Source organism: Gaiella sp. (assembly GCF_035558935.1).
Classification (GTDB): domain Bacteria; phylum Actinomycetota; class Thermoleophilia; order Gaiellales; family Gaiellaceae; genus Gaiella.
Window position 1 is genome coordinate 1 of sequence record NZ_DATMBZ010000106.1, and the last position, 4,400, is coordinate 4,400.

A 4,400-nucleotide genomic window follows, 5' to 3' on the forward strand; every position below is an offset into this window, starting at 1 on the left:
CGTCCCCGATCTCGCCTATCCGTTCGACGCGCTCGAGCCGCACATCGACGCGCGCACGATGGAGATCCATCACGACAAGCACCACGGCGCGTACGTCACGAATCTGAACGCCGCGCTCGAAGGCACCGAGTGGATGGACCGCCCGATCGACGCGGTCCTCGCGAACCTCGAGATCCTCCCCGAGGACAAGCGCACGGCCGTCCGCAACAACGGCGGCGGTCACGCGAACCACACGCTCTTCTGGGAGATCATGGGCCCTGGCGGGGGCGGTGAGCCGTCCGGCGAGCTCGCCGCGACGATCTCGGACACGTTCGGCTCGCTCGACGACCTCAAGTCCCAGGTGAACGACGCCGGCGTGAAGCGGTTCGGCTCGGGCTGGAGCTGGCTCGTGTGGGACGGGACGGGCCTGGCCGTGCTCTCGACACCCAACCAGGACTCTCCGGTGATGGAGGGCAAGACTCCGATCCTCGGCGTGGATGTGTGGGAGCACGCCTACTACCTCAACTACCAGAACCGACGCCCCGACTACCTCGCGGCCTGGTGGAACGTCGTCGACTGGAACGCCGTCGCGGCGAAGTTCGACGCGGCGCGCTCGAGCTGACGCTCGAGCGCGCCTAGGATCCTTGCGTGGAGCGCCATCGGCGTTCCACGCAAGATCCGATCGGCCGCTGCGTCCGTATTCCTCTCGATGGACGCGGCCATTGCCCTCCGGACCGACTTGCCCTTCGCTCGGCGAGCGGCGAGCATCCCCGCGATGAGCGCGGAGTCTCGCACCGATGCCGAGTTGCTCGAACTGATCGCGGGCGGCGATCGCAACGCGTTCGAGGAGCTCCACAGGCGCTACGCTCGGTCCGTGCTCGGTATCGCGCTGCGGCGGCTGGGCGACCGCGGCCGTGCGGAGGACGTCACCCAGGACACCTTCGCGAGCGTCTGGCGCTCCGCGAACCGCTACGACCCGGAACGAGGCCAGGCCGCGTCGTGGCTCTACACCGTCGCCCGGAACGCGATCGTCGACGGGCTTCGCCGGCGGCCACCTCCGACTGTGGCCAATCCGCCGGACGTCGCGGCGGGCGACCCAGGGCCCGCGGAGGAGGCCGAGACGGAATGGGTCTCGTGGCGCGTGCACCGCGCGGTCGAGTCGTTGCCCGACCACGAGCGGTCGCTCGTCGAGCTCGCCTACTGGAGCGGCCTCTCGCAGAGCGAGATCGCCGAGTACGTCGGCCTCCCGCTGGGCACCGTCAAGACGAGAACGCGAGCCGCGTTGCGACGGCTCGCAGACGAGTTGGAAGGCGAGCTCCGATGAGCGACCTCAGAGAGATCGTCGGAGACGACCTCGAGCCTGGCGAGCTCGAGCGGCTCGAGCGCGTCCACGCGCTGCTCGAGCGCGCCGGGCCCCCGCCCGAGCTGTCTCCCGCGATGGCAGTCGCGCCGGAGCCGCCGACCGCGCGCATCGTCCCCTTCCCTCGCCGGTATCGCTACACGGCGTTCGCCGCGGCGGCGGTCGCCGCCCTCGCGCTGTTCGGCCTCGGCTACGTCGTCGGGGGCGGCGGCGGGCCCGACCCGCTCCAGACCGTGGCGATGAGCGGCCCGGGGGCCGCGAGCGCGCAGCTCGACCTGTTCGAGAAGGACGCGGCCGGCAACTGGCCGATGGAGCTCCGCGTGAGCGGCCTCCCGGCGGGAACCTACGAGCTCTGGCTGACCCGTGACGGCAAGCTGGCCGAGCCGTGCGGCTCGTTCGCGGTCGCTGACGGAGAGACGCGAGTGCCACTCAACGCGCCGTACAAGCTGAGGTCGTTCGACGGCTGGGTGGTCGTCCCGGCGGGCAACCGCGAGCCGGTCCTGACGACGTAGCGGCGCATCCCACGGGGCGGCGGCCGACGGCCACCGCCCCGCGAGAGGGATTCACTTCTTGCCGTTGCCCTTGCCGTTCGAGCCGTTGCCCTTGCCGTTCGACCCGTTCCCCTGAGCCTTGCCCTGACCCTTGCCGTGCCCGCTCGTGGTCGACGCGGCCTCGTCGCCGTCGTCGGCCTTCGCGGCCTTGGCGGCCTTGGCCTTGGCGGCGGCGAGCGCCGGGCACATTCCGGGGTCGTCGCCGTGCTGCGTGTGGGCCGGCAGCGCGTTGATCGACACGCGGATGGTCACCTTGCCCTTGTGGCAGATCGTGACCTTCTTGTCGCTGTTCTTGTACTGGCCGGGCGCATACTGTGCCTTCCCGGGCTTCGCGAGCCCGCCTGCCAGCCCGGTTCCGCCGACGGCGGCGAAGGCGAGCACGGCAGCCAGGGCCACGACGACCGCGATCCCGGCGCGCCGTGCCGATGCACGCTCTTTCATTGGCTCCCCTCTCTCACGTCGGACCATCTCAAGGCCATCGGTCGCCCTTCCCCTGTTCGCGAGGTCTATACCCTCGACTCAGGGATGGTCCCCGACGACGTGGCCACCGTCAAGGGGGCGCCAGGGGATCGAGCAGCCGGGCGCGCCGCAGAGCCGCTTCGCGTTCCTGCCCCTGCGAGACGAGCGCGAGGTCGCGCCAGGCGTCCCACGACGCCGGATCCTCGCGAACGACGCGTAACAGGTGACGCCGGGCGGGCTCGAGCCGGCCCTCCGCGAGCTCGGCCTCGCCGAGGAGCCGCCACGGTGCCGCAGCCCACGGTGCGAATCGTCGCGCGCGCTCGGCGTCGCGTCGTGCGGCCGCGACGTTCCCTCGCTCGAGCGCTTCCTGGGCGTCGGCCGTTGCGCCGTTCCCGACGTGCACGACCAGCGCGAGCGCGCCGACCGCGACTGCCGCGCCGACGAGGATCGCCGTCGTGCGCGCCTCGACGGGCACGGAACGGGCGCCGGCCCCGAGCCGGAGGAGAGCGACCCCGAGAAAGAGCGTGCAGAGGGTGACCGCCGGAAGCTCCCAGTCCCAGTCGAGCACCGCGTGAGCGACGAGCGCGGCGTAGGCCGCGAGGGCAGCCGGCCCGGCCGCCGCCTCGGCCGCCGGGCGCACCCCTGCGAGAGGCACGAGGAGCGCCACGAGCAGGAGGACGAGGCCGATCGGGCCGAGCTCGGCGAGCGTCTCGAGGTAGAGGTTGTGCGCGTCGCGGACGTAGATCAACGCGGGCCGTTCGCGGAGCCACGTGCGCTCGAACCCGCCCGCTCCGACGCCTCCGAGGGGATCGTCGCGCACGATCCGCGCCGCGACCTTCCAGTACTCGGCTCGATCGCTCGTCGACGACAGCAGCCGGCTGGGAGCGCCTTGCTGCCGTGCCGGGGCGGAACCGACGGCCCTGATCTCGTGGATCCCCGCCACGACGATCACCGCCAGAAGAACAGTGGCCGCGACCGCACCTGCCGCGATCGCCACCGTTGAGGAAACGCCTCGTACGCGGATCCGTGGAGCTCGTGCGGCGAGCACCGACGCGGCGGCCGCGAAGAGAGCGAGCATGAGCAGTGCGAGCGCTTCGCGTGTGGTCGCTCCACGATCGTCGAGCAGATCGACGCTCGCGGCGACCACGGCCGCCGCGCCCGCGGGGACGGCGGCCACGCCGCTCCTCGCGAGCCTCGACGCGGGGCGGAGCGTCGCGACGAGGACAACGAGCCCGAGAGCCGCCGCGAGCAGCGCCCCACGCGACAGCGAGAGGTACAGCGCGACCGCGGCGGGCGGGCCGAGCCCTGCGCCCACCGCTCGTCGCCACGCGTGGTCGTCGCTCGACAGGCCGAGGCCGAGGAGGAGCGTGATCGCGGCGAGGATGCCCGCGGCATTCGCGTAACCGACCGGCAGCTCGAATCGCTCGCCCGGCGACCCGAGCACGTGCTGCGCGAGGCCGCCGACGGTCACCGTGCCTGCGCCGAGCAGGACGCCGAGAACGACGTCGGGCGCGCGCCGACGATCGACGACCAGGAGCGCGGTCGCGACGGCCCCCGCATAGAGGGCCGTCCGCTCGGCCTCGAGCACGGTCGCGTCGGGATCGATCGCCCAGGCCCGCGAGACGAGCTGCCAGCCCGCGAGCCCGAGCAGCGAGGAGACGACGAGGAATCCTCTGCGCCCGAGGTGGACGCGGCGCGCGAGGATCGCGACCGAGGCGAGCGCGATCGCCTCGACGAGGAGAACCACGCCCCACGTACGCGGGAAATAGCCGCCGCTCGACCATGCGAGCGCCACGATCAGCGACGCCGGAACCGCGGCAACGAGGACGCGTTCGCTCACCCGAGCGAACCGTAGGGAGCAGGTCGGAACGCGGGCAGAAAAACACTGAGCCGGCAAACCCGAAGGCCCGCCGGCTCAGATGCCGAGAATCTAGATCGGGGGTCGCTCCGCCGCAAGTACGCGTCGACGCGAATGTCGCAAATTGCGGCGTTTTCGGTCAGCCGACGAGCTCGAGGGCCGCCTCTCGGAAGACCTCGGTATGACGGTCGAC

5 protein-coding genes are annotated in these 4,400 nt (G+C 71.9%); 3 read left to right on the forward strand and 2 right to left on the reverse strand.

Going from position 1 to position 4,400, the window contains the following annotated elements:
* From VNM44_RS10200 to VNM44_RS10210, 3 genes are all read left to right on the forward strand, one after another.
* A partial coding sequence (locus tag VNM44_RS10200) for a superoxide dismutase (protein ID WP_325625769.1) occupies nt 1-601 on the forward strand: 601 nt, incomplete at its 5' end.
* 153 nt (nt 602-754) lie between these two features.
* Entirely contained in the window at nt 755-1,303 is a 549-nt protein-coding gene (locus tag VNM44_RS10205; protein WP_325625770.1) for an RNA polymerase sigma factor, read from the forward strand.
* Nucleotides 1,300-1,851, forward strand: coding sequence for a hypothetical protein (locus VNM44_RS10210; protein ID WP_325625771.1), 552 nt, complete (start codon nt 1,300-1,302; stop codon nt 1,849-1,851). Before VNM44_RS10205 ends, VNM44_RS10210 begins: the two co-directional genes overlap by 4 nt.
* Before the next feature lie 51 nt (nt 1,852-1,902).
* Here the strand turns inward: VNM44_RS10210 and VNM44_RS10215 are convergent, their stop codons facing one another.
* A complete protein-coding gene (locus VNM44_RS10215) occupies nt 1,903-2,331 on the reverse strand; it encodes a hypothetical protein (RefSeq protein WP_325625772.1) in 429 nt (142 codons plus the stop codon).
* Nucleotides 2,332-2,440: 109 nt separating this feature from the next.
* Nucleotides 2,441-4,189, reverse strand: coding sequence for an O-antigen ligase family protein (locus VNM44_RS10220; RefSeq protein WP_325625773.1), 1,749 nt, complete (start codon nt 4,187-4,189; stop codon nt 2,441-2,443).
* Nucleotides 4,190-4,400: the final 211 nt, after the last annotated feature.

What these genes read in the sequence shown, in the direction of transcription:
- VNM44_RS10205 (WP_325625770.1), top strand. Translation starts at nt 755, where the DNA reads ATGAGCGCGGAGTCTCGCACCGATGCCGAGTTGCTCGAACTGATCGCG.
- VNM44_RS10210 (WP_325625771.1), top strand. Translation starts at nt 1,300, where the DNA reads ATGAGCGACCTCAGAGAGATCGTCGGAGACGACCTCGAGCCTGGCGAG.
- VNM44_RS10215 (WP_325625772.1), bottom strand. Translation starts at nt 2,331, where the DNA reads ATGAAAGAGCGTGCATCGGCACGGCGCGCCGGGATCGCGGTCGTCGTG.